This window comes from Pseudomonas sp. BN414 (genome assembly GCF_029871275.1).
Taxonomy (GTDB): domain Bacteria; phylum Pseudomonadota; class Gammaproteobacteria; order Pseudomonadales; family Pseudomonadaceae; genus Metapseudomonas; species Metapseudomonas resinovorans_C.
Genome location: NZ_SSOL01000076.1, coordinates 195,577 through 221,255, shown reverse-complemented (window position 1 = coordinate 221,255; position 25,679 = coordinate 195,577). Strand labels below are relative to the sequence as shown.

24 protein-coding genes are annotated in these 25,679 nt (G+C 64.4%); 10 read left to right on the top strand and 14 right to left on the bottom strand.

Annotated elements, in window-relative coordinates:
• Positions 1 to 9: 9 nt before the first annotated feature.
• Positions 10 to 1,092, bottom strand: a complete 1,083-nt coding sequence (locus E8E95_RS24890; RefSeq protein WP_280354666.1) for a polyamine ABC transporter substrate-binding protein — start codon at positions 1,090 to 1,092, stop codon at positions 10 to 12.
• Positions 1,093 to 1,202: 110 nt separating this feature from the next.
• Here E8E95_RS24890 and E8E95_RS24885 point away from each other — a divergent pair, with 110 nt between their 5' ends.
• Entirely contained in the window at positions 1,203 to 2,102 is a 900-nt protein-coding gene (locus tag E8E95_RS24885; RefSeq protein ID WP_280354665.1) for a LysR family transcriptional regulator, read from the top strand.
• Positions 2,103 to 2,363: 261 nt separating this feature from the next.
• Here E8E95_RS24885 and E8E95_RS24880 read toward each other — a convergent pair whose 3' ends face one another.
• From E8E95_RS24880 to E8E95_RS24865, 4 genes are all read right to left on the bottom strand, one after another.
• On the bottom strand, positions 2,364 to 3,716 hold the full coding sequence (locus tag E8E95_RS24880) for a glutamine synthetase family protein (RefSeq protein ID WP_280354664.1): 1,353 nt from the start codon (positions 3,714 to 3,716) through the stop codon (positions 2,364 to 2,366).
• A gap of 25 nt (positions 3,717 to 3,741) precedes the next feature.
• The gene (locus tag E8E95_RS24875) at positions 3,742 to 4,299 is read right to left on the bottom strand and encodes an XRE family transcriptional regulator (RefSeq protein WP_179058078.1); all 558 of its coding nucleotides are present in this window, start codon (positions 4,297 to 4,299) and stop codon (positions 3,742 to 3,744) included.
• Positions 4,300 to 4,336: 37 nt separating this feature from the next.
• Positions 4,337 to 5,626, bottom strand: coding sequence for an FAD-binding oxidoreductase (locus E8E95_RS24870; RefSeq protein ID WP_280354661.1), 1,290 nt, complete (start codon positions 5,624 to 5,626; stop codon positions 4,337 to 4,339).
• A 166-nt stretch (positions 5,627 to 5,792) separates the two neighbouring features.
• Positions 5,793 to 6,695 (bottom strand): LysR substrate-binding domain-containing protein, encoded by a 903-nt coding sequence (locus E8E95_RS24865; RefSeq protein ID WP_280354659.1) that lies wholly within the window; start codon positions 6,693 to 6,695, stop codon positions 5,793 to 5,795.
• Between the two features lie 119 nt (positions 6,696 to 6,814).
• On the opposite strand from E8E95_RS24865, the gene dkgB reads away from it, so the two are divergent.
• Positions 6,815 to 7,615: a 2,5-didehydrogluconate reductase DkgB gene (gene dkgB, locus E8E95_RS24860; RefSeq protein WP_280354658.1), complete on the top strand. Its 801-nt coding sequence runs from the start codon at positions 6,815 to 6,817 to the stop codon at positions 7,613 to 7,615.
• 130 nt (positions 7,616 to 7,745) lie between these two features.
• Complete coding sequence (locus E8E95_RS24855) at positions 7,746 to 8,315, top strand: tetratricopeptide repeat protein (RefSeq protein ID WP_280354656.1); 570 nt, start codon at positions 7,746 to 7,748, stop codon at positions 8,313 to 8,315.
• Positions 8,316 to 8,604: 289 nt separating this feature from the next.
• Here E8E95_RS24855 and E8E95_RS24850 read toward each other — a convergent pair whose 3' ends face one another.
• Both E8E95_RS24850 and E8E95_RS24845 read right to left on the bottom strand, forming a co-directional pair.
• Entirely contained in the window at positions 8,605 to 10,725 is a 2,121-nt protein-coding gene (locus E8E95_RS24850; RefSeq protein ID WP_280354655.1) for a TonB-dependent siderophore receptor, read from the bottom strand.
• Positions 10,726 to 10,813: 88 nt separating this feature from the next.
• Positions 10,814 to 11,773 (bottom strand): AraC family transcriptional regulator, encoded by a 960-nt coding sequence (locus tag E8E95_RS24845; protein ID WP_280354654.1) that lies wholly within the window; start codon positions 11,771 to 11,773, stop codon positions 10,814 to 10,816.
• A gap of 100 nt (positions 11,774 to 11,873) precedes the next feature.
• Between E8E95_RS24845 and E8E95_RS24840 the strand changes: the two genes are divergently transcribed.
• A complete protein-coding gene (locus E8E95_RS24840; protein WP_280354653.1) occupies positions 11,874 to 12,782 on the top strand; it encodes an NAD(P)H-binding protein in 909 nt (302 codons plus the stop codon).
• Positions 12,783 to 13,274: 492 nt separating this feature from the next.
• Here the strand turns inward: E8E95_RS24840 and E8E95_RS24835 are convergent, their stop codons facing one another.
• A complete protein-coding gene (locus E8E95_RS24835) occupies positions 13,275 to 13,532 on the bottom strand; it encodes a DUF2790 domain-containing protein (protein ID WP_120653396.1) in 258 nt (85 codons plus the stop codon).
• 220 nt (positions 13,533 to 13,752) lie between these two features.
• Between E8E95_RS24835 and E8E95_RS24830 the strand changes: the two genes are divergently transcribed.
• Entirely contained in the window at positions 13,753 to 14,484 is a 732-nt protein-coding gene (locus E8E95_RS24830) for a tellurite resistance TerB family protein (protein WP_280354650.1), read from the top strand.
• Here the strand turns inward: E8E95_RS24830 and E8E95_RS24825 are convergent.
• Positions 14,481 to 14,933 carry a YMGG-like glycine zipper-containing protein gene (locus tag E8E95_RS24825; protein WP_280354648.1) on the bottom strand — a complete coding sequence of 151 codons (453 nt, stop codon included), beginning with the start codon at positions 14,931 to 14,933 and terminating at the stop codon, positions 14,481 to 14,483. The two genes, E8E95_RS24830 and E8E95_RS24825, sit on opposite strands and share 4 nt — an antisense overlap.
• A gap of 179 nt (positions 14,934 to 15,112) precedes the next feature.
• On the opposite strand from E8E95_RS24825, the gene E8E95_RS24820 reads away from it, so the two are divergent.
• The 3 genes from E8E95_RS24820 to E8E95_RS24810 all read left to right on the top strand — a co-directional run bounded on the left by E8E95_RS24820 (position 15,113) and on the right by E8E95_RS24810 (position 18,400).
• Complete coding sequence (locus E8E95_RS24820) at positions 15,113 to 15,580, top strand: Lrp/AsnC family transcriptional regulator (RefSeq protein WP_280354646.1); 468 nt, start codon at positions 15,113 to 15,115, stop codon at positions 15,578 to 15,580.
• 327 nt (positions 15,581 to 15,907) lie between these two features.
• Positions 15,908 to 17,590, top strand: a complete 1,683-nt coding sequence (locus tag E8E95_RS24815) for an NAD(P)/FAD-dependent oxidoreductase (RefSeq protein WP_280354644.1) — start codon at positions 15,908 to 15,910, stop codon at positions 17,588 to 17,590.
• A gap of 15 nt (positions 17,591 to 17,605) precedes the next feature.
• Complete coding sequence (locus E8E95_RS24810) at positions 17,606 to 18,400, top strand: carbon-nitrogen hydrolase family protein (RefSeq protein WP_280354643.1); 795 nt, start codon at positions 17,606 to 17,608, stop codon at positions 18,398 to 18,400.
• 158 nt (positions 18,401 to 18,558) lie between these two features.
• Here E8E95_RS24810 and E8E95_RS24805 read toward each other — a convergent pair whose 3' ends face one another.
• Genes E8E95_RS24805 through E8E95_RS24790 form a run of 4 tightly spaced genes read right to left on the bottom strand, consistent with a single transcriptional unit; the run spans position 18,559 to position 21,388 of the window.
• Positions 18,559 to 19,263: a type 1 glutamine amidotransferase gene (locus tag E8E95_RS24805; protein WP_280354642.1), complete on the bottom strand. Its 705-nt coding sequence runs from the start codon at positions 19,261 to 19,263 to the stop codon at positions 18,559 to 18,561.
• A gap of 1 nt (position 19,264) precedes the next feature.
• Positions 19,265 to 20,461 (bottom strand): aminotransferase class III-fold pyridoxal phosphate-dependent enzyme, encoded by a 1,197-nt coding sequence (locus tag E8E95_RS24800; protein ID WP_280354641.1) that lies wholly within the window; start codon positions 20,459 to 20,461, stop codon positions 19,265 to 19,267.
• Entirely contained in the window at positions 20,454 to 20,693 is a 240-nt protein-coding gene (locus tag E8E95_RS24795; RefSeq protein WP_280354640.1) for a hypothetical protein, read from the bottom strand. The genes E8E95_RS24800 and E8E95_RS24795 overlap by 8 nt, the downstream gene beginning before the upstream one ends.
• On the bottom strand, positions 20,690 to 21,388 hold the full coding sequence (locus tag E8E95_RS24790) for an MOSC domain-containing protein (RefSeq protein ID WP_280354638.1): 699 nt from the start codon (positions 21,386 to 21,388) through the stop codon (positions 20,690 to 20,692). The genes E8E95_RS24795 and E8E95_RS24790 overlap by 4 nt, the downstream gene beginning before the upstream one ends.
• 103 nt (positions 21,389 to 21,491) lie before the next feature.
• Here E8E95_RS24790 and E8E95_RS24785 point away from each other — a divergent pair, with 103 nt between their 5' ends.
• Positions 21,492 to 22,391 (top strand): LysR substrate-binding domain-containing protein, encoded by a 900-nt coding sequence (locus tag E8E95_RS24785; protein WP_280354636.1) that lies wholly within the window; start codon positions 21,492 to 21,494, stop codon positions 22,389 to 22,391.
• Between the two features lie 369 nt (positions 22,392 to 22,760).
• Positions 22,761 to 23,411 (top strand): endonuclease, encoded by a 651-nt coding sequence (locus tag E8E95_RS24780; RefSeq protein ID WP_280354634.1) that lies wholly within the window; start codon positions 22,761 to 22,763, stop codon positions 23,409 to 23,411.
• A gap of 492 nt (positions 23,412 to 23,903) precedes the next feature.
• Here E8E95_RS24780 and E8E95_RS24775 read toward each other — a convergent pair.
• Positions 23,904 to 25,679, bottom strand: a 1,776-nt coding sequence (locus tag E8E95_RS24775) for an acyl-CoA dehydrogenase C-terminal domain-containing protein (RefSeq protein WP_280349060.1), incomplete at its 5' end; no start/stop codon positions are given.

Genomic DNA, 25,679 nt, shown 5'->3' with positions numbered 1-25,679 from the left:
GAAGGCGACTCAGTACTGGGTACGGAAACTGGTCCAGAGGCGGGTGCGGGCGCGCTGGTCCTTGAGCGTCTGGATTCGCTCGCCGAACAGGCGGTCGCGCACCTCCTTGCTCGGGTAGATGTCCGGATCACCGGCCACGTCCGGCGTCAGCAACGGGGTGGCAGCCTTGTTGGCGTTGGCGAAGAACTGGCTGTTGGTCAGCTCGGCGATGGCCTCGGGACGCAGCATGTAGTCGATGAAGGCGTGGGCCGCCTGGGGGTGCGGCGCGTCGGCAGGAATGACCATGGTGTCGAACCAGATTAGCGTGCCCTCGCGGGGAATGCGGTAGATCACCTCGAAGGGCATCTTCGCCTGGCGCGCCTGGTCGGCAGCAATGGCGGCATCGCCGTTGTAGGTGAGGGCCAGACAGATCTCGCCCTTGGCCAGGTCGTTGATGTGTTTGCCGGCGCCGACATAGCGCACGTTGGGCTGCAACTGCGCGAACAACTCCTGCACGGCCTTCAGGTCGGCCTTGTCGGTGCTGTAGGGGTCCTTGCCGAGGTAATGCAGGGCGACGCTGATCACTTCCTGCGGCGAGTCGATCACGGCAATGCCGCAATCCTTCAACCGGCTGGCGTACTCGGGCTTGAACAGCAGGTCGAGGCTGTTCAGCGGCGCGTCGGGGATGCGCTTCTCCACCGCTTCCTTGTTGATGCCCAGCCCGACGGTGCCCCAGGTGTAAGGCACACCGAAGCGATTGTCGGGGTCGACGGTCGCCAGCTTGGCCAGCAACTCGGGGTCGAGGTTGGCGTAATTCTTCAGGCGCTCGCGCTGCATCGGTTGCACAGCCTTGGCCTGGATGGCGCGGGCCAGGCCGCTGCTGGCGGGGAAGACGACGTCGTAGCCGCTGCCGCCGGTGAGCAGCTTGGCGTCGAGGGCTTCGGCGCTGTCGAAGATGTCGTATTTGACCTCGATGCCGCTTTCGTCCTTGAAGCCTTGGAGGGCCTTTTCCGGAATGTAGGCCGACCAGCTGTAGAGGTTCAGCGCCTTGTCTTCGGCATGCACCGGCAAGGCACAGGCGAACAGGGCGGCAAGCAACAAGGGACAACGCATGATGGGCTCCTGGGGGATTGCAGGTGGGGCCATGCTGCGCTGGGCTTTGCTTTGGATAAATATGAAGTGTTCTACTTTGGCATCTACTCTTATCAATGTTTGGTGCCGCCATGCTCAGCCAGCTCCACGACCTCGACCTGCAATTGCTGCGCATCTTCGTCACGGTGGTTGAAAGCGGCGGCTTCAGTGCAGCCCAGGGCGAGCTGGGGATTGGCCAATCCACCATCAGCACGCAGATGGCCAAGCTGGAAACGCGCCTGGGCTTTCGCCTCTGCGAACGCGGCAAGGCTGGGTTCCGCCTGACGCCCAAGGGCGAGCAGGTGCTGGCGGCCACACGCAAGCTGTTCGGCGCTATCGAGACCTTCAAGGGGGAAGCGCGGGGCATGTCCGGCCTGCTCCTGGGAGAACTGCGCATTGGCCTTTCCGAAGCGCTGGACAATCAGGTGCTGCAAAGGCTCGGCACAGCGATCGGACGCTTCCGTCAGCGCAACCAGGCGGTGCATTTCGAGCTGATCAGCGCCATGCCCGCCGAGCTGGAGCGACGCCTGTTGCAGGACCAGCTGCACCTCGCGATCGGCTACTTCTCCAAGACCCAGGCGGCGCTGGACCATCAGCCTCTGTTCGGCGAGCAGGAACGACTTTACTGCGCCGTCGGACACCCGCTGTTCCACCGCGACCCGGTCAGCCTCGATGACCTTTCGCGGTGCGACCTGGTGCAGCACCCCTATCGCTTCGGCGAGGCCATGGAGCCCTTCCAGAGCGGCCCTAGCAGCGCCCGCACCGAGCAGGTCGAGTGCAGCCTGGCCTTCATCCTGTCAGGCGCGCATATCGGCTACCTGCCGGAACACATCGCCGCGCCCTGGGAGGCCAGCGGACAGCTGCGGGCCTTGCTGCCGGAGCAGACCGGCTACCGCGTCAACTTCCATCTCAGCAGCCATCGCGGACGACAACCGAGTGAGGCGCAGGTGGCGTTCGTGGAGGATTTGCTGGCTGCGTTCGGGGATGTGTAGGGCGATTTTTTTGTGGGGGCGAATTCATTCGCTAAATGGGTTGGCGCCGCGCAGGCCGACGAACACCCTCACCCCAACCCTCTCCCAGAGGGAGAGGGGGCTGTCTGTGCCTGGGTCGATTCGGGCGCAATCCTGTAGGGGCGAATTCATTCGCCAAGAAGGTAGGTTGGGCTGAGCTATGCGAAGCCCAACGAGGCGCTCGCATGCTGCTTCGAATGTTGGGCTTCGCTGCGCTCTGCCCAACCTACGGGGACTCCGGACTTACATGTACCAGCGATATTCCCGCGCGCTGACTTCGTTCATAAAGTCCAGGTACTCCTGCCGCTTGTTCTCGCAGTAGACCATCACGAATTCGCTGCCCAGGCCTTCGTTCACCACGGGGTGGCTGCGCATGGCGGTCACGGCGGTGAGCATGTCCTTGGGGAAGTCGATGCCGCTTTCGCGGTCTTCGTTGAGCGGCGGGATGGGGTCGCGGGCGGCGTCCAGGCCGTGTTCCATGCCGGAGAGGATGGCGGCCAGCACCAGGTAGGGGTTGGCGTCGGCGCCTGCCAGGCGGTGTTCGATGCGCAGGTTTCGGCCATCGGATTCGGGGATGCGGATGCACGCATCGCGATCCTCGAAGCCCCAGCTGGCGCGGCTGGCGGCGTTGACCATGGCGCCGTAGCGGCGGAAGGCGTTGTGGTTGGCAGCGAAGATCGGCATGCAGTGCGGCAGTAGATCGAGGCAGCCGGCCACAGCGTGGCGCAGCGGACGCTGGTCGTTGGCGGCCAGCAGGTTGTTGCCGTCCCGGTCGTAGAGGCTCACGTGCACATGCATGCCGCTGCCCGGCGCGTTCAGGTAGGGCTTGCTCATGAAGGTGGCGCGATGGCCGTGCTTGAGGGCGACGCCGCGGGTGCTGCGGCAGAACAGCGCGGCCCAGTCGGCGGCCTTGAGGCCGTCGTCGCAATGGCCGAAGTTGATTTCGAACTGGCCCGGGCCGAGTTCGGCGGTGATGACGTTGGCGGCTACGCCCTGCTCGTTGGCGGCGTCGACCATCTCATGCAGCACGCTGGAGAAGCGCGACAGGCGCTCGATGTGCATGTTCGGCTGGTCGTCCTCGTCCTCGCAGAGCGGGTCGCGGGGGAACTGCGGCAAGCCTTCCTTGAGCTTGCGGTCGAACAGGTAGAACTCCAGTTCGAAGGCCACCACGGGACGGATGCCACGCTTTTCCAGGCGCTGCAGTACCCGCGCCAGCACCTCGCGGGGTTCGAACTCGATGGGGGCCTCAGTACCGTCGGAGGTGATGAGCATCTGCCCCAGCGGCTCCTTCTCCCAGCGCACCGGCTTCAGTGTGCCGGGCACCAGGCGGCGCGGCGCGTCCGGGTCGCCGTCTGCGAAGCAGTAGTCGCCAATCGGATAGAGCCCGCCCTGGGTGCCCAGCAACACGCAGTTCTGCGGCACCTTGAGCGGGCTGCCTGCAGCGACCTTCTCCACCATTTCCACGGGATAACGCTTGCCGTAGAAGTGGCCGGGAATGTCCAGGCAGATCAGGTCGATGTAGCGGACTTCCGGGTATTGGGCACGGAAGGCACGCACTTCGCTGAGCAGGTCGGGGTACTGGTTTGCTGTTGTCATCACTGCAGTCCTGCGAGCTGGGGCTTCAGGTGAAGACCCACAATACTCGCGTCGGTTTGTCGGAAAGATTGGCGTAGCGGAACTGGGCATGGGGCGGCAGCTGGAAGCTGTCGTTGGCGTGGAGGGTCACAGGCTTGGTGTCGTCGCCGTACCAGACCGTCAATTCGCCTTCGAGGACGAAACCGCCCTGCTCGGAACTGTCATCCAGGTGGCCCTCACCGCTGGTGGCGCCGGGTTCCAGATGGCTTTCCAGCATGGAAAAGCCGCCGGACATGGTCGGCGAGGCCAGCACATCGGTGATGCCGCCGGCGTAGTAGAGCGTGCGACGCTCGCCCGGGCGGGTGACCCAGGGCGTCTCGCGAGGCTTGCTCAGGTTGTAGAAGTAGGTCGTGGGTACGCCCAACGCCTCGCTGATGGCGGTCAGGTCGGCCACCGTCGGACGCGACAGCCCGCGCTCCACCTGCGAGAGGAAGCCCACCGAGCGATCGATACGCGTGGCGAGGTCCCCGAGGGTCACGTTCTTGTGCTTGCGCAGGTCGCGAATCAGGATCGCGAGGCTTTCGATTTCGTCTTGCTTGTCCATTTGGGAACTCCGGCTGCCGGACTCGAAAGGCGCGACCTTAAATCACATCCCTCAAGCGGTAATAGGCCTTGCCGGCCGCTTCCAGCGGCGCCGCCAGCAGGGAGCCGCCCGGGAAGCGCGGGTTGCCGATGGCCTGGTAGAGGTCGAGCAGGTCGTCATTGCCGAGGATGGCGTCGCTCACCGCCTTGGCGCCGGCCAGGGTGGGCAGGATTCCGTGACCGGAGAAGCCCTGCAGCCAATAGCGCGAGCCTTCGCGGCCGATGTCCGGGGTGCGTTTCATGCTGACGTCGATGTGGCCGCCCCAGCCGAATTCGATCTCCACGCCCTTGAGCTGCGGGAATACGCGCTCCAGGTAAGGACGCGTGGCCGCCGGCACATCCTTGGGCAGGCCGCCCAGGTAGGTGCAGCCACCACCGAACAGCAGGCGATGGTCCGGGGTGAGGCGGAAGTAATCGGGCACGAACTGGTTGTCGATCACGCAGCTGTTCTTCGGCAGCAGCGATTGCGCGAGTTCGGCGTCCAGCGGTGCGGTAGCGACCTGGTAGGAGCCCACGGGCAGCAGGCGGCTGGAGAGACGGCGATCGAGGCGGTCGACGTAGGCGTTGCAGGCCATCACCAGAATGCTGCCACGCACTTCGCCCTGGGCAGTACGGGCAACATAGCCGGACGGCGTTTCGCGGTATTCCAGCACCTGGCTCTGTTCGTAGATGCGTCCGCCCCGGGCTTCGATGGCAGCGGCCAGGCCCTGGGCCAGCTTGAGCGGATTGAGGTGGGCGGCTTCCGGGTCGTACAGCGCAGCCTGGTAACGCGGGCTGTCGATCCACTCGGCCAGCTCGTCGCCGCGGATCAGGCGCATACGGTCGTAGCCCCATTTGTGGATGGCGTCTTCCTGGGCTTCTTCCAGGAACTTCACCCGACGTTCCATCACGGCGGTCCAGAGGCTGCCGACGCGGTAGTCCACGTCGAAGCCGTGGCGCACCGGCAGCGCGCGCATCTCGTCGGCAGCCCAGCGCATGCTGTCCCACAACCGGCGGGTACGTTCCAGTCCCAGCGCCTTCTCCAGCGGCGGCATATCGCAGGACCAGCCCAGCAATGCCTGCCCGCCATTGCGGCCGGAGGCTGCCCACGCGACGCGACTGGCTTCCAGCAGGGTCACGCGCTTGCCGGCCTCAGCCAGACGCAGAGCGGTATGCAAACCGCTGAAGCCGGCACCGATGATCAGGACATCGGTTTCTTCGCTACCGGACTGGACCGGGCGCAATGGAATGCTGCCGGGGTAGGTCTGGGCGTAGTAGGTGCCGACATGCTGGGCGGACTGCTTGAACATGGGTGCCTCGTGAATATTTGATTTGTAAATTTCATGAAAATTTACACAAAAATATTCATTCAGCCAAGGCGTTTGTTTGAAATAAACAACACGACAACCTAAAGCCCGCATGAGTACGGGTCATTTGGATGGTTCGTGATTGAAATTACGGACAGACGGACCAGCTCTACTGGGTCCAGACCTGTTCTTTCAGGCACCCGGCCACATAGTCGAGAAAGCAGGTGATGCGCGAAGCCAGCGCGGTGTTGCGGTAGTAAACGGCATTGATCGGCTGACGGTGCTCGACCGTCACGTCCACAAGCACTTGCACAAGCCGGCCGGAAGCGCGGTCGGCATGGGTCATGAAGTCCGACAGGTAGACGATGCCGATACCCTCCAGTGCGAGTTGACGCAGGGTTTCGCCACTGGACGCCCTGACGGTCGGGGTGATCTGCAGGCTCTCTCCCTGGGCATGGCGCAGTGGCCAGAAGTTGAGGCTGTCCGGATGGGTGAAACCCAGCAGGCAGCATTGCTGCAATTCATCTACTGTCTTCGGTGCGCCATGGGCCGCCAGGTAGGCGGGGCTGGCCAGGATGCGCATGCGGTTGCTGCCCAGGGGTCTGGCATGAAGGGAAGAATCTCGCAGGGTGCCCAGGCGCAGGGCGATGTCGGTGCGGTGCTCGATCAGGTCGATGATCTGGTCGCTGGTATGCAACTCCAGTTCGATTTCCGGAAAGCGCTCACGAAACCCCGCCACCAGCGGCACCAGCACATGCAGCATGAAGGGCGAAGCGGCATTGACCCGCAGGCGGCCTGCCGGCTTCTGCCGACGCAGAGTCATCTGCTCTTCCGCTTCTTCCACCTGGGCGAGGATGCGTCGCGCCTGGCCCAGAAACACTTCGCCCTCCTCGGTCAGTTCCAGTCGGCGGGTGGTGCGCCGCAACAGGGTGACGTCGAGCTTGTCTTCCAGGCGGCTAAGAGCACGGCTGACGCCCGAAGCGGTCTGCACCAGTTGCTCGGCAGCGGCGGTTATGGAGCCGCTGTCGACCACAGCGGTGAAGGCCTGCAACTCGTCCAGGGTGGTTTTCATTCGTGACTCCTGCGCAATTATCTTTGGCTAGATAGCCGGTTTTTCCGCATGAGTCGAGCGGCGACACTGTGCGCCATCGGCCCCTTAGGGCGCGTTCGACTGAACAGGAGCAATTCCCCATGAGCATTCCCGCACTCGGTCTCGGCACCTTCCGCCTCAAGGACCAGCAGGTGATCGACTCGGTCCGCAATGGCCTGGAGCTGGGCTACCGCCACATCGATACCGCACAGATCTATGGCAACGAAGCCGAGGTCGGCCAAGCCATCGCCGAAGGCGGCGTCCCCCGCGACGAGCTGTTCGTCACCACCAAGGTCTGGACGGAGAACCTCGCCGCCGACCGCCTGATTCCGAGCCTGGAAGAAAGCCTGGCCAAACTGCGCCTGGAACAACTGGACCTGGCGCTGATCCACTGGCCCAGCCCCGACGACGCCATCCCGGTGGCCGACTACATGGGCGCCCTGGCCGAAGCCAAGGCACGCGGACTGACGCGGCAGATCGGCATCTCGAACTTCACCCTCGCGCACATGCAGCAGGCCATCGACGCCGTGGGCACGGAAGCCATCGCCACCAACCAGGTGGAGGTCCATCCGTTCCTGCAGAACCGCAAGGTGGTGGAGTTTGCCCGCAACCAGGGCATCCACCTCACCGCCTACATGCCGCTGGCCTACGGCAAGGTGATGCAGGACCCGGTGATCCAGGGCATAGCGACCGCCCATGACGCCACACCGGCCCAGGTCGCCCTGGCCTGGCTGTTGCAGCAAGGCTTCGCAGTCATCCCCTCGTCCACCCGCCGCGACAACCTCGCCAGCAACCTGTTGGCCCAGGACCTGGTGCTGAGCGAATCAGAGATGGCGGCCATCGCTACCCTGGATCGCGGCGAGCGCTTGGCCAATCCCGGTTTCGCACCGAACTGGGATTGAGCGCCGGTCGTGGAACGCTGGATGTAAAAGGCGACATCCACCCTACACACCGAGTACCTCCGCTGCGTGGGGTGACGGGGTCGGCGGATGCAACTACCCTCCTCCTGATCTGCCAGGGAGAACTCCGCCCATGTCCATTCAACGCGCCTTGCCGCGACTTGCCTGCATCGCCGCACTCGCCCTGCTGGGTGCATGCACGCAGCAACAGCAACAGCAACAGCAACAGCCCGCCACGCCGCCAGCCGGCCAACCCCAGGCCCCGGCGACCACGCCGCAGGATCAGCAAGCCAGCGAATTCGAACGGATCAAGCAACAGGCCGGACGTGGCGACCCCGACGCGCAGTACCAACTCGGCAGCCTGTACTTCGTGGGCAAGCCGCAGAAGGACCTCAAGCAGGCCGAGTACTGGTGGAAGCAGGCTGCCGACAAGGGGCACTCTCAGTCGGCGTTCAGTCTCGCCTTCCTCTACACCGGCCGCGCCGACCCCGCCTTCGCCGACCAGCGCGCCATGCACAAGTATCTCGCCCAGTCCGCCGCCGCCGGCAACGCCATGGCGCAGCACGTGCTGGGCAGCATGTACGCCCAGGGCGCCGAAGGCCTGAAGCAGGACCCCAACCAGGCGCGCGCGCTGTTCCAAAGTGCGTGCGACAAGCAGTACGCGCCGAGCTGCGAAGCGTTGAAGCGACTGCAGGCGAATTGAGCGAGGGCGTTGGGCTTCGCATAGCTCAGCCACAACCTACGGTACCGAGCGGCTCTTGTAGGTTGGGCAGAGCGCAGCGAAGCCCAACAATTCGCTGCCTGGAAAGCAAAAAAGCCCGGCATTAGCCGGGCTTTTCTTGCGGGAGAGTTGGGCTTCGCATAGCTCAGCCACAACCTACGGCACCGAACCGGCTCTTGTAGGTTGGGAAGAGCGCAGCGAAGCCCAACAATTCGCTGCCTGGAAAACAAAAACACCCGGCAAGAGCCGGGCGTTTTCTTTCGCACTTCGATCAGAACCGATAGTTGGCGCTGAGCTCCAGGGTACGGGGCGCGCCGGGGGTGATCAGGTCCACCGAGCCGTGGGCCGAGGCGTAGTAGTCGCGGTCGAACACGTTGTGCAGACGCAGTGCCATGTCCCATTGCGGAAGGTTGTACAGCAGCGCCGCGTCGAAGGTCGTGTAGCTGGGCATCACGACATTGTTGTCCAGTGCGGTGTAGCGGTCATCCACATAGTTGGCGCCCATCCCGAGACGCCATTCCGGAGTCAGCGAGCGCACCACCCAGAGGTTGGCGCTGTTGCGCGGGGTCAAGGTCGGAGTCTGACCTTCGTTGGGCACGCCATTGGTCTTGTTAGTGGACTTGGTGATTTCCGCGTCCAGGTAGGCGTAGCCACCGTACACGTTCCACTTGTCAGTGATCTGCCCGCTGAACGTAGCCTCGAAGCCATCGGTGCGCTGCTCACCGGCCAGCACCGTCAGGTTGGTGGTCGGGTCGGTGGTCTTCATGTTGGTGCGTTCGAGACGGAACACCGCGGCGGTAACCGAGAGGCGGTTGTCGAGCAGATCCCACTTGGCGCCCACCTCGTAGTTGGTGGTTTCCTCGGGTTCGAGATGCTGGTTGGTCGGCGCCAGGGCGAACACTTCACCCGACGGCTGATAACCACGGCTCACCGAGGCGTAGTAGGACTGGATCTGATCCGGCTGGAACACCAGGCCGGCACGCGGGCTCCAGGTCTTGTCGGTGCGGTCCAGGTCGACGTTGGCCAGGCGATCGTCGTCATATTCCTGGCCGAAGATGTCGTAGCGCACGCCGAGCAGTGCCTTCCACTGCGAGGTCAGCTCGATCAGGTCCTGCACGTAGAAGCCGGCGGTGTCCTGGAAGTTGGTGCCTTTGGAGGACAGCGTGCTGGCGTGCTCCGGCACAGGAACCAGGCCGTCGCGGTAAACCGGCACCTGCGCCACGTTGTTCTGGCTGAACACGCGCTGGTACTTGTCCTGGTGACCCAGTTCGACGCCATAGAGCAGGCTGTGTTGCATCCCGGCCAGTTCGGCCTGTTGCTTCAGTTCGGTCTGGTTGAACACGCCGTATTCGTCACGCGCCACGTTGCCACGGTTCAGCTTCACCAGCAGTTCGCCGTTGGGCGCGGTGACGAAGCGGGTCGGGCTGCTGTCGGCCAGGGTGTTGTTACGGTCCAGGTCGTAGCGGTAGTAGCGGGTGGTGTTGCTCAGCGTCAGCTCGTCATTGATCCGGTAGTCCAGGCCGGCGGTGAAGGAGAACACCTCACTGCGGGCGTAATCCTGGTCCGCGTCGCCGGAGCCGAAGCGCTTCTCGCGGTCGACATGCACCGGACGATCGCCGAGGGCGGGAATACCGAAGTCGATCAGGCGCTTGTCGTAGAGATAGGTGGCGCCCAGGTTGAGCTCCAGGTCGTCCGACAGCTTGAAGAAGGCGGACGGCGCGATGGCCTTGCGGTCGATGTAGCCGTCGTCGCGGAAGGTGTCGCTGTCTTCGAACGCACCGGTGACGCGGAATGCCTTGTCGCGCTGCTGCTGGTCGGCCCAACCGGCATCGAACTGGGTGCGGCGCTTGCCTTCGCTATCGAAGCTGACCCCCAGTTCCTGCTTGGGATCGAAACCGGGCTTCTTGCTCACGCTGTTGATCAGGCCACCGGAAGAACCACGCCCGTAAAGCACCGCTGCCGGGCCCTTGATGACCTCGACGCGCTCGATGTTGGAGAGGTCGCGGAAGTACAGCGCATCATCACGGATACCGTCGATGAACATGTCGCCGATGGCGCTGAAGCCACGGATGGTGACCTGGTCGCGCTGGCCGTCACCGTTGGAAAGACCGATGCCGGGAACGTTTTTCAGGACGTCTTCCATCGACTGGGCGCCCTGATCCTTGATCACGCTCTCAGGCACCACGTTGACGGTCTGGGGAATGTCGCGCAGCGGCGCGTCGATCTTCAGTGCGCTGCGGCTCTCGGCGGCCTTGTAGCTTTGCTGCTCGTAAGCACTGGTCACTGAGGTCGCCGGAATGGCCAGCGCCTCTTTGGTTTCAGCCTGGACAGCGGGAATTACCAGCAGGCCCAGCATCGGCAGAGATGCCGGGGCAATACGCTTTCTAGCCACCACGAGTTCCTTGATCGTCGGAAGAAAGAACAAATGGTAACAATTAGCATTTGTAAATCAAATGTAAATAATTCGCAGATAGTAAATTTTACCGATTGATTTTCGTGGCATGCCGTGCAGCACCAGGCGCCATGCCATGGCAGCGCTTGAATGCTCGGCTGAAGGCCGCTTCCGACTGGTAGCCCAGACGCTCGGCCAGGACCGCGATGGCCACTTCCCCTTCCTGCAACCAGCTCAGCGCGAGGTTCATGCGCCAGCGGGTCAGGTATTGCATGGCCGGTTCGCCCACCAGGGCGGTGAAGCGCGCGGCGAAGGCGGAGCGCGACATGGCGGCAGCTTCGGCCAGGGACACGAGACTCCAGTCGCGCGCCGGATCGCGATGAATCAGGCCGATGGCGCGGCCGATCTGGCGATCCTGCAAGGCACCGAGCCAACCAGTCTGGGCGGCGGGGTCGCGCTCGATCCAGGCGCGAATGGCCTGGATCACCAGGATGTCGGCCAGTCGCGTCACTACCGTCTCGCCTCCAGGGCGCAGCGCCCGGGCTTCGTCGCGCATGAAGCGCAAGGTGCCCTGCAACCAGTCGGCGTGCTCGGCGCTGGCCGCCTCCACATGCAGCAACGCCGGCAGCAGGCTCACCAGTTGCCGGGCCACCGGATGGTCGAAGCGAACCGCGCCGCAGACCAGGCTCACCGGCTCCCCACCGCCACCATGGTGGATGATCTCGTAGCGCTCGCTCAGGCACTCCCGTGGCAGATCGAACAACGGCACCGCCGCCACACCCTTGCCACTCAGCAGGCTATGGCCGTGACCATGGGGCACCAGCGCCAGGTCGCCTGCCCGCAGCAGCAGCGGTTCGTGCCCGCCCACGTCGAGCCAGCATTCGCCGGATGTCACCACATGGAACATCAGGCAGTCCTCCATCGGCGGCAGCCCCAGCCCCCAGGGCGCGGTGAATTCCGACGCGCAGTAGAGCGTCCCGCTCATGCGCAGCAGGTGCAGCGCCTCACCCAGGGGATCGCGGGATTGCCAGGGGGCATTTAGGTCCATAGTGGCTTGCTCATCTCTGGACGAATGATCATGAATCATCGACCCACAATCATTGTTCGTCCAGAGCTCCCGGCCGAGACTTGAACCCAAGCGCGCAGGCATGTGCCGGACAGACAAGCGCGACCTGGAGGACAAGATGATCACGGTAATGGGCGCCAGCGGACATACGGGCAAACGCATCGTCGAGCAACTGCTGAAAGCGGGTCAGCCGGTTCGCGCACTGGGACGTTCGGCTGAACGCCTGGCCACGCTGAAGAACGCCGGAGCCGAGGTGATGGTGGGTGAGCCGAACGATGCGGCGTATCTGACCGAATCTTTCCACGGGGCCGATGTGGTGTACACATTGCTGCCCTACGACCCATCGGTAACGGACTACATGGCGCAGCAGGCGGAAGTGGGCGAAGCCATCGTGAAGGCGATACGCGCCAGCGGCGTACGCCGCGTGGTGGCGCTTTCCAGCGTCGGTGCCGAACTGGCTTCGGGCAACGGCCCCATCGCCAGCATGCATGAGCAGGAAGGGCGACTCTGCGAACTTACGGGGGTGGATGTGCTGATCCTGCGTGCCGGGGCCTTCTTCGAAAACCTGCTGCCGGCGCTGTACATGATCGAACAGCACGGCCTGGTGGCCGATGGCGTCGGCGCAGATGTGCCGGTCCCGATGATCGCCTCGAAGGACATCGCCGATGCGGCCCTCGCCGCGCTGCTCGACCGCGACTGGCACGGGATGCAGGTGCGCGAACTGCTGGGACAGCGGGACATCAGCTACGGCGAGGCCACGCGCATCTTCGGCGAGCATCTGGGCCGGCCGGACCTGCCCTACGTGCAACTGCCCTATGGCGAAATGGCGGGGATGCTGCAGGAGGCAGGGTTCTCGGCCAATCTCGCCGAGCTCTATGCGGAACTGGCCCGTGGCATCAACGAACGGACGGTGAAGTCGCTGGAAGGACGGCGCCCGGAAAACACCACGGCCACATCGTTCGAGGCGTTTGTGGCAGAGGTGGTGGGGTGACTGGCGACTTACCCACAGCGCAATCCTGCTCGCTTCTCTGTAGGGGCGAATTCATTCGCCAAGCAGGCCGAAGGTCTGCCCAGCTCTTGTGGGAGCGAATTTATTCGCGATGGGGAGTTAGCTCGGAGTAGTCGGCAACCACCCTCTCCCCCGGCCCCTCTCCCTAAAGCGGAGAGGGGTGACTCTCGGGCCACCCACAGCGCAATCCTGCTCGTTTCTCTGTAGCGGCGAATTCATTCGCCAAGCAGGCCGAAGGGCTGCCTAGCTCTTGTAGGAGCGAATTCAATCGCGATGGAGGGGTTGCTCGGAGCTGGCCGGCCCCCCCTCACCCCCGTCCCCTCTCCCTGAATGGAGAGGGGTGACTCGCGCCTGCACGGCCCTGCCTCACTGGCACCTTGGCCTGGCTGTGCACAAACCCTGTGGGGGCGATTTCAATCGCTGTGCAGGACGCAGTCCTGCCAAGTCTGGTGCCGGACGATTCACGGCCTCGCATCAGCTATTGGCGCAAGCGCTGGACTCTTTCAGGTAGGTCACGGATTTCTCTTCGCCCTGGGAATCGACGTAGGTCATCTTCGCCTGGATGGTCTCGCAGGTGAGTGAGTTCGGCTCATCGATGGAGATGACACGGGCGACGTCCAGCGGCATGCCGTAGCTGTAGGGCACGGACTCGGCGGATTTAGCCGCGAAGACGCTGCCGCTGGCCAGGAAGGCGAGCAGCAAGGTGGTACTGGTGGCGATTGCACGGTTCATGGTGTTTCTCCTGTTTGCCTGGAAGGCCCCGGCATCGCTGGCGATGCGCTTTCGGCCGATGTGCCAATTCGACTCCAGGCAAGGCGCGGGAAAAAGACGCCTTTGCTGAAAGCGCTTTTCCGTAGCGCGCAACAATCTTCGCCGCCCGACGGTCATGCCCCTGCTTCTGGCCGGGTCTATCGTTCCCTGACCGGAAAACGGCCACCGCGAGGACGAGGCCATGAACACCAGTGATCTGCTCGAACAACTACTGCGGTCCGGCCAGGCCGGCGCAGCACAACGGGGCGACGCGGGGATGGCGTCGCAGGACCCTCTGGGCGGGCTCGGTGGCCTGCTGGGCGGGCTCATGGGAGGTGGCGGCGGCGCCAATGCCGGACTGGGCGGCCTGCTTGGCGGCATCCTCGGCGGAGGCCAGAGCGGTGCCTCCATGGGCGGCGGTTCGATGAGTGGCGGTGGCGGGCGTTCCGGAGGACCGAATTACGCCGCGCTGGCGTCCCTCGGCATGATGGCCTTCCAGGCGTACCAGGCCTGGCAACGCCAGCAGTCTTCCGCGCCGCAGCAGGCGATCAGCACGGTGGACCAGCTTTCCGGTGCCGAGGCCGATGACCACAGCCTGGCCATCCTCCGCGCACTGATCGCTGCCGCCAAGGCCGATGGCCGCATCGACGAGCAGGAAAAACAGACCATCTACGCCGAGATTTCCCGGCACACCGACGACCCGCAATTGCAGGCGTGGCTGGACCAGGAAGTGCAACGGCCGCTGGACGCCGCCGAAGTGGCGCAGGCCGCATCGGACCCCGGCATGGCGGCCGAGATGTACCTGGCCAGCGTGATGCTGGTGGATGACCAGCAAACCGCCGAACGCGCCTACCTGGACGAGCTGGCCTATCAGCTCAGGCTCGATCCGAACCTGCAGTCGCAGCTGGAACAGCAGGCGCGCGGCACTGCCTAGGGCGTTACCTGATAGCCGCGCTGCTGCAGGCAACTCGTATAGGCCGACGACGCCGTGCTGCTGGCCTGCTCGTTGGTGCGGCGGTCCTGCCTGCGCTCCTGGCGCTGACGCGAACCGCCGACCACGGCACCGGCCACCGCGGCGTCCTTGGCTTTCTCCTGCCGGTACTCCTTCTGCAGATCGTCATCGATGCGGTCGTAGTCGTTGCTGCGCGCTTGGCCAACGACGGCACCGGCCATGGCACCCGTCGCGGCGCCCCGGACGCGACCGCCGCTCGGGTTGGAGGTGGTGGTGCTCGTGGAGCTGCCGGCCTGGGCCTGGCAGTTGGCGATATCCTGCTGGACCTGCTGCTGGGTCTGCCCCTGCAACGGCACCACGGTTTCGGCGAAGGCGGGCAGGCAGATGAGCGAAGCGAGCAGGGTCCAGCGGCAAGGGGCGATTGGGGTCATGGGGGTGAGGCTCTCGTGGAAGGTGGATGGGGCCGACGTGTCTCGGACTTCTGTCGATTCAGTCTGGTTCGCCTCCCGGCAGTGCGACGATGGCGCCGACCAATGGGCGCGGTCCATCGGCTTCAGGTAGCCTTGCGCACCCGCTAACCTCTACGCAGCCAATCGCACCGAGCCATTCCATGTCCGACCTGCCCCTCGATGAAATCGACCGCCAGCTGATCGCCGCCCTGCAGATCAACGCCCGCGAGAGCGTGGCCACGCTAGCCCGGCGCCTGGGCATCGCGCGCACCACGGTGACTTCACGACTGGCACGGCTGGAGAAGGCGCAGGTCATCACCGGCTACGGCGTGCGGCTGGGCCGGCGCGTGGCCGATGGCGGCCTGCAGGCCTACGTGGGGATCACGGTGAAACCGCGCAGCGGCAAGGACGTGCTGCGTCGTCTGACCGGCATGGCGGAAGTACAGGTGCTCTGCGCGGTGAGCGGCGAGTTCGACTACGTCGCCTGGCTGCGCGCCGACTCCCCCGAGCGCCTCGACGAGCTGCTGGACCTGATCGGCAGCGTGGACGGGGTGGAGAAGACCACCACCTCGATCATCCTCAGTTGCAAGATCGACCGCGGCCAGCCGCTGGCGCCCGCCTCTCTGTGATCTCAACACCATAGGTGTGGACCACGCTTCACTGGTCCACCTCCGATGGTGGAAATGAAAAGCGATTTCCACCCTACGAAAAGCAGTTCGCGGGAGGGAAATCGCAAAGTACCGCCCGCCCACCCGATCATGGTTCCCCACGTCGCCGACTAACCTGATGGAAAGTGAGCGCGCCCCTATTCGTCATATCGAATGAAAGCTTCGTCGTTTTGAATACCACAACTTCCAAATGACGACATTTTTCGTCTTATGGACGAAAACGACGCTCCCTAGAATGGCCCCACCGCGCCCAACGGGCCGCTCTTCCTCAAGCCTTCAAGGTCCAGCATGAACAACAACAATCGCCACCCCGCCGACGGCAAGAAACCCATCACCATTTTTGGTCCGGACTTCCCCTTCGCCTTCGATGACTGGATCGAACATCCCGCGGGCCTGGGGAGCATCCCGGCTGAACAGCAGGGTGCCGAGGTAGCCATCGTCGGCGCCGGTATCGCCGGCCTGGTGGCGGCTTACGAGTTGATGAAGCTGGGCCTGAAGCCCGTTGTGTACGAAGCCTCGAAAATGGGCGGGCGCCTGCGTTCGCAGACCTTCGAAGGCACCGACGGCATCATCGCGGAGCTGGGCGGCATGCGCTTCCCGGCCTCCTCCACCGCCTTCTACCACTACGTGGACATGCTGGGCCTCAAGACCCAGCCTTTCCCCAACCCGCTGACGCCGGCCTCGGGCAGCACGGTCATCGACCTGGAGGGCAAGACCTACTACGCCGAGAAGATGACCGACCTGCCGGCCCTCTTCCAGGAAGTGGCCGACGCCTGGGCCGATGCACTGGAGGACGGCGCCCGCTTCGGCGACATCCAGCAGGCCATCCGCGACCGCGATGTGAAGCGCCTGAAGGAGCTGTGGGACACCCTGGTACCGCTGTGGGACGACCGCACCTTCTACGACTTCGTGGCCAGCTCCAAGGCCTTCGCCAAGCTGTCCTTCCACCACCGCGAGGTGTTCGGCCAGGTGGGCTTCGGCACCGGCGGCTGGGACTCGGACTTCCCCAACTCGATGCTGGAAATCTTCCGCGTGGTGATGACCGCCTGCGACGACAACCAGCACCTGATCGTCGGTGGCGTGCAGCAGGTGCCCATGGGCATCTGGCGCCACGTTCCCGAGAAATGCGTGCATTGGCCGGCGGGCACCAGCCTCGCGTCCCTGCACAACGGCGCCCCGCGTCCAGGCGTGAAACGCATCGCCCGGGCCGCCGATGGCAGCCTCGCCGTCACCGACAACTGGGGTGACACCCGTCATTACGCTGCCGTGCTCGCCACCTGCCAGAGCTGGCTGCTGACCACCCAGATCGAATGCGAGGAATCACTCTTCTCGCAGAAAATGTGGATGGCCCTGGACCGCACCCGCTACATGCAGTCGTCCAAGACGTTCGTGATGGTCGATCGCCCGTTCTGGAAGGACAAGAATCCGGAAACCGGCCGCGACACCCTGAGCATGACCCTCACCGACCGCCTCACTCGCGGCACCTACCTGTTCGACAACGGCGACGACAAGCCAGGCGTGATCTGCCTGTCCTACTCGTGGATGAGCGACGCGCTGAAAATGCTGCCGCACCCGGTGGAGAAGCGCGTGAAGCTGGCCCTGGATGCGCTGAAGAAGATCTACCCGGACGTGGACATCGCCGGCCACATCATCGGCGACCCGATCACCATTTCCTGGGAGTCCGACCCGCACTTCCTCGGCGCCTTCAAGGGCGCGCTGCCGGGCCACTACCGCTACAACCAGCGTATGTACGCGCACTTCGTGCAGGACGACATGCCTGCCGAACAGCGCGGCATCTTCATCGCCGGTGACGACGTGTCCTGGACTCCAGCCTGGGTGGAAGGCGCGGTGCAAACCTCGCTCAACGCGGTCTGGGGCATCATGAAGCACTTCGGTGGCAGCACCTCGCCCGAGAACCCCGGTCCCGGTGACTGCTTCGCCGAACTCGGCCCCATCGCCCTGCCGGACTGAGCCAGGAGACGCTCCATGCGCATCGCCCTCTACCAGTGCCCACCGCTGCCGCGCGACCCGGCGGCCAACCTCGATCGCCTGCAGCTGCGGGCGGCCGAGGCGGCCCGACGCGGCGCACAGCTGCTGGTCACGCCGGAGATGTACCTCAGCGGCTACAACATCGGCGCGGAAGCGGTCAGCGCCCTGGCCGAACCCTGCGACGGCGCCTGGGCCGGGCGGATTGTCGAGATCGCCCGCGAGCAGGGCATCGCCATCCTCTACGGCTATCCGGAACGCAGCGTCGAAGGCGCCATCTTCAATTCGGTGCAACTGATCGACGCCCAAGGCCAACGCCTGGGCAACTACCGCAAGACCCACCTCTTCGGTGAGCTGGACAGGAGCATGTTCAGCGCCGGCGGCGACGACTATCCGCTGGTGGAATTGCACGGTTGGAAGCTGGGCATGCTGATCTGCTACGACGTGGAGTTCCCCGAGAACGTCCGCCGCCTGGCACTCGCCGGCGCCGATGCGGTGCTGGTGCCGACCGCCAACATGGAGCCGTACGATTTCGTCTGCGATGTGCTCGTCCGCACCCGCGCCTTCGAAAGCCAGTGCTACCTGGCCTACGCCAACTATTGCGGCGCCGAAGGGGAAATCCGCTACTGCGGCCTTTCCAGCGTGTGCGCGCCGGACGGCAGCCAGGCCGCGATCTGCGGCCGTGAAGAAACCCTGGCCTTCGCCGACCTCAAACGGGACAAGCTGGACGCCTCGCGGCAGAGCCTGACCTACCTCAGGGATCGGCGGGCAGAGTTGTATCGCCCGCTGACCTGAATCCGCAAAACCCCCACAGGTTTGTCCGCTCAGCAACGTAGGATGGGTGGAGCTTGCGATACCCATGCTGTTCGTGAGAGCCGATGGGTATCGCTTCGCTCAACCACATCCTACGACCCGCCCTTGGCGAATGAATTCGCCCTCACAGGTTTGTCCGCTCAGGTCAGTGAAGCGTGAGGGCCTGTAAGGTAATCCAGCAGGCGGAACAGAGTCGGCGCCAGGGCGCTGCACTGAGGAAAGCCATCGCGGATGGCCGCCGCGTCTTCCACCGAGCCGGGTAGCTCCAAATCAGCCGCGCAGGCTTCCAGCATCGCCTCGATGCTTTCCGGCGTGCTTTCCAGATGGCATTGCAGGGCGATGGCGCGCTCTTCCCAGACGAATCCCTGATTGATGCAGGCCGCCGAACCGTAGAGAGGAATCGCACCGGGCGGCAGGTCGAAGGTTTCGCCGTGCCAGTGCATGGCCAACAGCCGCTGCGGCAGCATGCGACCCAGTGGCGAATGGTCTGCCTCGGCGCGCTTTTCCATCGGCCACCAGCCGATCTCCGCCTGGCCCTTGCGTACCTCCGCGCCCAGCGCCTGGGCCAGCAATTGACCACCGAGGCAGATGCCCAGCACGCGCTTGCCCGCATCGAGCGCCTTGCGGATCAGCTGCTTCTCGGCCTTGAGCCAGGGCAGTTCCGTTTCGTCGTGAACGCTCATGGGGCCGCCCATGACGATCAGCAGGTCGAAGTTGTCGGGCCTGGGCAGGCGGGAGTCTGCATAGAGGTTGTGAACCCGCACCTGCGCGGCACGCAAGTCGAGCCACTGTTGAATGCGGCCAGGGCCTTCGAAGGGGGCATGCTGCAGGATGGCAACGCGCATGTCAGGCGATCTCCAGGGGTTTGCTCTTGGCCAGGGCGAAGGCGCGGTTCAGGCGCTTGAGCATTTCATCGACATTGGCGCGGCTTACCGTCAGCGCCGGGGTGAAGCGCAGGCAGTCGGGCTGCGGCGCATTGATCAGCAGCCCTTCGGCGAAAGCATGCCGCGCCACGAGGGGCGCGGCCTGGCGAATCAGTGGCAGGCCGATCATCAATCCGTGGCCCCGCAAGGGACCGTGGCCATGACGACGCGACACTCGCGCCAGCCCCTCGCGCAGGTGCTGGGCAACCTCGCGTACCTGCTCGAGGAAACCGGGCTCTAACACCGTGTTCAGCACAGCGAGGCCGGCTGCGGTCATCAAGGCGTTGCCATGGTAGGTGCCGCCCTGCTCGCCCAGCTCGAAGCAGCAGGCGTTGCCTCGCGCCAGTAGAGCCGCCAGGGGCACGCCGCCGCCCAGGCCCTTGCCAAGGGTGATGATGTCGGCGCGAATGCCGTACAGCTCTTCCGCCAGCAAGGTGCCGCAGCGGCCGATGCCGGTCTGCACTTCATCGAGGATCAGCAGCACGCCGCGCTCGCGGCACAGGCGCTCGGCACCCTGCAGGTATTCCAGCGTGGCGGGGATAACGCCGGCTTCGCCCTGCACCGGCTCCAGCATCACCGCCACCGTCGTCGCATCCACGGCAGCGGCCAGGGCCTCGAGGTCGTTGTAAGGGACCTTGCTGAATCCGGGCACCTTGGGCTCGAACATCGCTTCGAAAGTCGGCTTGCCGGAAGCCGACATGGTGGCCAGCGTGCGGCCGTGAAAGCTGTTGCTCGCGGTGACGATGCCGAAGGCGCCGCCCCGATGCAGCTGGCCCCACTTGCGCGCCAGCTTGATGGCGCCTTCGTTGGCCTCGGCACCGCTGTTGAGGAAGTACACCTGATCGCTGCCGCTGGCCAGGCACAAGCGCGAGGCCAGTTCGAGCATGCCGCGGTTGTAGTAGGCCGGCCCGGGGTTGATCAGGCTCTCCGCCTGACGCTTGAGTGCGTTCACCACGACGCTGGGGCTGTGGCCAAGGCTGTTCACTGCCCAGCCCTGGGTGAAGTCCAGGAACGCGTGGCCTTCGGAATCCCAGAGCCAGGAACCCTGGCCGCGCACGAACAGCTGTGTGGGTCGTTCCACGGTCTTCATCAGGCGCAGGTCGGCGAGGGCGTCACGCATGTGACGACACCTCTTCATGGCGATACTCGATGCCCAGCAGGCGCAGGCCGTCCGGGCCCTGTTCGAGGATGCGACGGAGTTCCCGACGGTGCTCGATGTGCAGGCTGAAGCCTTCCTCGCGCGGGAAACGCTTGCGCATCTCGTGGGTCATTTCCGCGTAGCGCGCCTGGCTCACGCTGATTTCGGCGAACAGCACGTCGTCGCGACGCAGACTTATGCGGTAGTCGCTCATGCGCGCATCCCCTCCAGCGGCAAGCCCTGCAAGCGGGCATCCCAGTCTTCAACCAGGCCGGTGCTGAGGCGGCGGGCGGCGGTGTCGCGCCAGCGCGTGGACAGCGCTTCGCACTGTTGCAGCTGCTGCAGGCCGGCGTGTTCCAACGGGAAGTGGAAGAAGCTCTGGATGGCGTGGGTGACGGTCAGGCCGGGGTAGCTGCGCTGGATCAGTTCCAGCGAATCTTCCTGGCTGACGAAGCCGGGCCGCAGCACGCGGTAGAACCAGCCGCAGCGGCCGGTTTCCTGCACCCGTTGCGGCAGGTCGGAAATGCTCCAGCGACGGCTCAGGCGATAGCAGGGCGAACGCGGCTGACTGACCTGGATGAAGGCCTGCCCCCAGCGGAAGATGTCGCCGATGCACACCTGGTCTTCGGTCAGGCCGTAGGTGGAAAGGTTCTCGCCAAAACTCGGCGCCTTCCAGTCGACGTCGTGGAAATGCCTGCGCCAGTATGCGTAGTGCTCGGCCGGATAGTGGTGCAGGGCCCGTTCCGGGCCACCGTGGAAGCGGGGGTCGCCCTGCTCGTCACTGCCCAGGCCCTGGGGCCAGAGCCAGAGTCGGTGGTCGATTGGCTGCTTGTCGATTGCACTGGACAAACCGCCGCCTATATCTTCGGCTTTACCTATGAAAATGCCCTTCACGACTAACGCGCACATTTGCCCTCTCCAGCGCGAGATACAGTCTCTACGCGGCATAGGCTATGGTCTTGAGGCACCACGGGCCATTTCGATTTTCCTGCTTTATCGATAAGTAACGCTTATGGATTTTCGCCAGCTCCGCTACTTCGTCGCGCTCTACGAGGAAGGCCATGTCGGACGAGCCGCCGAGCGCCTCAGCCTGTCGCAACCCGCACTTTCCCAGCAGATCCGCCAGCTGGAACAGAGCCTGGACGTCAGCCTGTTCCAACGCAGCGGCAAACGCCTGCTGCCGACCCTGGCCGCGCACACCCTGTATAGCCACGCGCTGCCTCTGCTGGATGGCCTCGAGCGCGCCCGCGAAGCCCTGCGCGGCTTCCGTGGCCAGTCACCGCGCAGCCTGGCCATCGGCGTGCTGCAAACGGTGAATGCGGCGCTGGTCCCCCTGCTACTGGAGCGCCTGCGCGAAGCGCAGCCGCAGCTGGTGGTGCAGATCTACGAACTGTCGGGGCTGGATATCGAGCGTCGCCTGCTGACCGGCAACCTGGACATCGGCATCGGTTTCCTGCCGCCGCGCCAGCCGGGGCTGCACAGCCAGTTGCTCTACGAAGATGAGTTGCAGCTGGTGATTCCCACAGAGCACCCGCTGAAGGAATTCAAGAAGGTTTCCCTGGCCCAGGCGGCTGAACTGCCGATGCTGCTGCTCGGTGAGGAATTCCGTATCCGGCAGATCTGGCAGGAGCAGCTTGCCCTGCTCGGCCGCCGCCCACACGTGCAGGCGGAGCTGAACCATATGGCGGGCATCCTCGACAGCCTGCCGCACACCATGTTGGCCACGGTGTTGCCCGGCCGCGCGCGGCAAATGCACGCCAATCAGCGGCTGCTGTGGAAACCGCTGAGCGAGCCACGGGTGCCGTTAAAGGTGGGATTGGTGTTCCGCGATGCCCAGCGCCAGCAGGCGACCCTGGAGCTGCTGCGCTCGATGCTGGAAGGCGTGATCGGGCCAAAGGAGGCGCTGCTCTAGGGGATTTCCGGGATGCAGAAAAAGAAAAACCTCGCCGAAGCGAGGTTTTGCAGACTGTGTCCCGACATCCCTGATCTGACCGCCATCCTGGCGGAAATCCGGCGTATCCCTGTTTTGCAATGCGCTTCCTGCGCGACGTCCAATGGCTTGAAGATTAATACCCGGCCCCGAGGTCGGAAAGGAGCTATAGCCACCAGCGCATGTAAGCCAATGCTTACACGATTTCGGAATTAGCTGACTGCCGTTGCAACCTAAAGGTACAACCAAGCAAGCGATCGGTTGGTCTTGGTTTGCCCCTAACTGTATTGTTAGACTCGTTTTGTCCTACAAGAACTACAGACCCCGACACGGCGGTCCAGGGTCATGACCATGCGCCCAGTTGTAACTGCCCTCTCTTGCCTGGCGGCCGTGGCCGCCAGCCATGCATTCGCCGGTGGCCAGGAGCGCCTGGCCGATCCCAAGGCTGCGGTCGAGCAGGCCTTCTGGCAACAGCTCTACGCGGGCGGCGGTGTCACGCTTTATTGCGGCAAGGCCTTCAGCGCGCCAGGCGGCCTACTCAGCGCGAGCCCGGTGTACAGCACCAAGCAGATCAAGAGCGCGCTGCGCTGCGTCACCGACAGCCAGTGCCAGGCTGCCAATCCGCAGTACCCCTACATGCTTTCCGACCTGCACAACCTCTACCCGGACCAGTCACGCATCGAACTGGCGCGGCGCAACGCCCTGTTCGGCACTGTGGGCGAAGGCGGTCAGAGCACGCTGGCCGACTGCGACTTCAAATCCGCGTACCAACTGGTAGAGCCCCGCGACGCCGCCAAGGGCAACGTGGCGAGGGCGATCTTCTACATGCATACGGAATACGGGCTCCCCATCGTCGGGCAGGTGCAGATGTTCCAACAGTGGAACCGCCTGGACCCGGTGGATGACGAAGAACGCGCCCGCAACAACCGCATCGAGGCCCTCCAGGGCAACCGCAATCGCTACATCGACGACCCGACGCTGGCGGATTCATTGCAGCCGTGATGCTCCCTTGTGGGAGCGAATTCATTCGCGAATAAATTCGCTCCCACAGCGGACTCACTCCGCGCTGTTGGGCCTCGTTCCTCGGCGCCAACCTACGGGGCCGCGGTGCGGCCCTTCGCGAATGAATTCGCCCCCACAGGTAAGCGGTACTCGCTTTCGTAGGTTGGGTAGAGCTTGCGAAACCCAACGTTGCGGACTCACTCCGCGCCATTGGGGCTCGTTCCTCGGAACCAACCTACGGGGCCGCGGTGCGGCCCATCGCGAATGAATTCGCCCCCACAGGCGAGCAGTACTCGCTTTTCGTAGGTTGGGTAGAGCTTGCGAAACCCAACGTGGCGGACTCACCCCGCGCCGTTGGGCCTCGTTCCTCGGCACCAACCTACGGGGCCGCGGGGCGGCCCATCGCGAATAAATTCGCTCCCACAGTTCAGGTAGGCAGCCTGAAAAAACAAAGCCCCGCAATTGCGGGGCTTTGTGTTTGCCGGGTAACGCTTAGAACTGCTCGGCGTCCAGCAGGTAGAGCGACTCGCTGCCGGCCTTCACCGAGGCGGTCAGGGAGTGGATGCGCGGCAGCAGGCGGGCGAAGTAGAAGCGCGCGGTGCCGAGCTTGCTGGCGTAGAAGTCGTCCTGACCTTCCTTGCCCAGGGCAGCACGACCGATCGCGGCCCGAGCCATCAATGCCCACATGTAGGCGTAGGCGGTGTAGCCGAACACATGGAGGTACTCCACCGAAGCGGCACCGATTTCGTTCGGGTTGTTCTTCGCGCGGTCCAAGACCCAGGCAGTCAGCTCGTCGAGGTTGGCGACAGCGGCTTTCAGCGGCTCGGTGAACTCGGCGAGCTCAGCGGAAGCGCTGTTGGCGAATGCGTTGATCTCGTCGGCGAACTGCTTGTAGAACGCGCCGCCGCTGCCGACGACCTTGCGGCCCACCAGGTCGAGGGCCTGGATGCCGTTGGTGCCTTCGTAGATCTGGGTGATGCGCACGTCACGCACCAGTTGCTCCTGGCCCCACTCACGGATGAAGCCGTGGCCGCCGAAGACCTGCTGGCCGTGGACGGTGGTTTCCAGACCGAGGTCGGTGAGGAACGCCTTGGCCACCGGGGTCAGCAGCGCGACCATTTCTTCCGCGCGCTTACGCACGACGGGGTCTTCGCTGAACTTGGCGGTGTCGAGCTGCATGGCGACGTAGCTGGAGAAGGCGCGGCCGCCTTCGTTGGCTGCCTTCATGGTCAGCAGCATGCGGCGTACATCGGGGTGCACGATGATCGGGTCAGCGGCCTTTTCCTTGGCAACCGGGCCGGTCGGCGAACGGCTCTGGATGCGCTCGCGGGCGTATTCCACGGCGCTCTGGTAGGAACGCTCGCCGGACGCCAGGCCCTGGATACCCACGCCCAGACGCTCGTAGTTCATCATGGTGAACATGGCGGCCAGGCCCTTGTTCGGGGCGTCGACGATGTAGCCGGTGGCGCCGTCGAAGTTCATCACGCAGGTGGCCGAACCCTTGATGCCCATCTTGTGTTCGATGGAGCCGCAGGACACGGCGTTCTGCTCGCCCAGGGAGCCGTCGGCGTTAACCATCACCTTGGGCACGAGGAACAGGGAGATGCCTTTCGGACCAGCCGGGGCGTCGGGCAGCTTGGCCAGTACCAGGTGGATGATGTTCTCGGTCAGGTCGTGCTCGCCACCGGTGATGAAGATCTTGGTGCCGGTGATCTTGTAGCTGCCGTCGGCCTGGGGTTCGGCCTTGGTGCGGATGATGCCGAGGTCGGTACCGGCGTGCGGTTCGGTCAGGCACATGGAGCCGGACCAGACACCTGCGTACATGTTCGGCAGGTACTTTTCCTTCAGCTCTTCGCTGGCGTGGGCGTTGATCGACAGGCAGGCGCCGGCGGTCAGCATCGGGTACAGGCCGAAGGAAAGGTTGGCCGCGTTGACCATTTCTTCCACCTGGGCGGAGATGACCTTGGGCATGCCCATGCCGCCGAAGACGGGGTCGCCGCCCACGCCGACCCAGCCACCTTCGGCATAGGTCTGGTAGGCCGCAGGGAAACCGGCCGGGGTGCTCACGGCGCCATCTTTCCACTGGCAGCCTTCTTCGTCGCCGCTACGGTTCAGCGGGGCGATCACGCCACCGGTGACCTTGCCAGCTTCTTCCAGGATGGCGGAGGCGGTATCGGCGTCGACCACTTCGGCCAGGGCAGGCAGCTCAGCCCAGAGCTTGGCGACCTCGAAGACTTCATTGAGGACGAAGCGCATATCGCGCAGGGG

Bases quoted from the DNA above. Each gene is read 5' to 3' on its own strand.
- E8E95_RS24890 (WP_280354666.1), bottom strand. From the start codon at position 1,092: ATGCGTTGTCCCTTGTTGCTTGCCGCCCTGTTCGCCTGTGCCTTGCCG.
- E8E95_RS24885 (WP_280354665.1), top strand. From the start codon at position 1,203: ATGCTCAGCCAGCTCCACGACCTCGACCTGCAATTGCTGCGCATCTTC.
- E8E95_RS24880 (WP_280354664.1), bottom strand. From the start codon at position 3,716: ATGACAACAGCAAACCAGTACCCCGACCTGCTCAGCGAAGTGCGTGCC.
- E8E95_RS24875 (WP_179058078.1), bottom strand. From the start codon at position 4,299: ATGGACAAGCAAGACGAAATCGAAAGCCTCGCGATCCTGATTCGCGAC.
- E8E95_RS24870 (WP_280354661.1), bottom strand. From the start codon at position 5,626: ATGTTCAAGCAGTCCGCCCAGCATGTCGGCACCTACTACGCCCAGACC.
- E8E95_RS24865 (WP_280354659.1), bottom strand. From the start codon at position 6,695: ATGAAAACCACCCTGGACGAGTTGCAGGCCTTCACCGCTGTGGTCGAC.
- dkgB (WP_280354658.1), top strand. From the start codon at position 6,815: ATGAGCATTCCCGCACTCGGTCTCGGCACCTTCCGCCTCAAGGACCAG.
- E8E95_RS24855 (WP_280354656.1), top strand. From the start codon at position 7,746: ATGTCCATTCAACGCGCCTTGCCGCGACTTGCCTGCATCGCCGCACTC.
- E8E95_RS24845 (WP_280354654.1), bottom strand. From the start codon at position 11,773: ATGGACCTAAATGCCCCCTGGCAATCCCGCGATCCCCTGGGTGAGGCG.
- E8E95_RS24840 (WP_280354653.1), top strand. From the start codon at position 11,874: ATGTGCCGGACAGACAAGCGCGACCTGGAGGACAAGATGATCACGGTA.
- E8E95_RS24835 (WP_120653396.1), bottom strand. From the start codon at position 13,532: ATGAACCGTGCAATCGCCACCAGTACCACCTTGCTGCTCGCCTTCCTG.
- E8E95_RS24830 (WP_280354650.1), top strand. From the start codon at position 13,753: ATGAACACCAGTGATCTGCTCGAACAACTACTGCGGTCCGGCCAGGCC.
- E8E95_RS24825 (WP_280354648.1), bottom strand. From the start codon at position 14,933: ATGACCCCAATCGCCCCTTGCCGCTGGACCCTGCTCGCTTCGCTCATC.
- E8E95_RS24820 (WP_280354646.1), top strand. From the start codon at position 15,113: ATGTCCGACCTGCCCCTCGATGAAATCGACCGCCAGCTGATCGCCGCC.
- E8E95_RS24815 (WP_280354644.1), top strand. From the start codon at position 15,908: ATGAACAACAACAATCGCCACCCCGCCGACGGCAAGAAACCCATCACC.
- E8E95_RS24810 (WP_280354643.1), top strand. From the start codon at position 17,606: ATGCGCATCGCCCTCTACCAGTGCCCACCGCTGCCGCGCGACCCGGCG.
- E8E95_RS24805 (WP_280354642.1), bottom strand. From the start codon at position 19,263: ATGCGCGTTGCCATCCTGCAGCATGCCCCCTTCGAAGGCCCTGGCCGC.
- E8E95_RS24800 (WP_280354641.1), bottom strand. From the start codon at position 20,461: ATGCGTGACGCCCTCGCCGACCTGCGCCTGATGAAGACCGTGGAACGA.
- E8E95_RS24795 (WP_280354640.1), bottom strand. From the start codon at position 20,693: ATGAGCGACTACCGCATAAGTCTGCGTCGCGACGACGTGCTGTTCGCC.
- E8E95_RS24790 (WP_280354638.1), bottom strand. From the start codon at position 21,388: ATGTGCGCGTTAGTCGTGAAGGGCATTTTCATAGGTAAAGCCGAAGAT.
- E8E95_RS24785 (WP_280354636.1), top strand. From the start codon at position 21,492: ATGGATTTTCGCCAGCTCCGCTACTTCGTCGCGCTCTACGAGGAAGGC.
- E8E95_RS24780 (WP_280354634.1), top strand. From the start codon at position 22,761: ATGCGCCCAGTTGTAACTGCCCTCTCTTGCCTGGCGGCCGTGGCCGCC.